The organism is Mesorhizobium sp. M3A.F.Ca.ET.175.01.1.1 (assembly GCF_004791945.1).
Taxonomy (GTDB): domain Bacteria; phylum Pseudomonadota; class Alphaproteobacteria; order Rhizobiales; family Rhizobiaceae; genus Mesorhizobium.
In genome coordinates this window covers 1-467 of sequence record NZ_SRTP01000070.1, presented here as the reverse complement: position 1 = coordinate 467, position 467 = coordinate 1, and the positions used below count along the sequence as shown (strand labels likewise).

At 64.7% G+C, this 467-nt stretch carries 1 pseudogene; it reads left to right on the top strand.

Annotation, left to right across the window (positions count from 1 at the left end):
* Positions 1-197: 197 nt before the first annotated feature.
* Positions 198-467: pseudogene (locus tag EN818_RS30780) on the top strand (hypothetical protein); the annotation flags it as partial.

Sequence of the window (467 nt, the reverse complement as noted above, 5' to 3'; positions counted from 1 at the left end):
GCCAGCGCCTGAGCCTGCCTCCGATCCGATCGGTCACTCAAGCGCCGGAGAAATCCGGCGCTTTTCGTTTTCGGTCCGTGCGATCACGTGAGCGATTACGAAAATGTGTCCGCCCGCGACCATCGCAGGACCAAGATTGAGGCGGAGGTGTCGCCGCCGCGGCCCGAGAAAACCGCGCACACGGCACAGGTTCCGCCATGCGTCACGAGCATGCCATCATCCACCACCGCGCGATCGACTTCTGGTCGGCGCGCGCGGCTGTGCTTGTCGTCATCTGCCTGCAGCTTCTCGTCATCAACGACCTGTCGTTCGGTCCGCGCTGGCTGGCTCCCGCAATCGAGGCGGCGCTGCTCGCGCCGTTGTCGATGGCAACCGCCTGGACGCAAATGGCGACGCAGAAGGCCGTCGATGACGAACATTGGTATGCGATCGGCCGGTTTCGCCTCCTCATCCGCCGCACCGCCTTG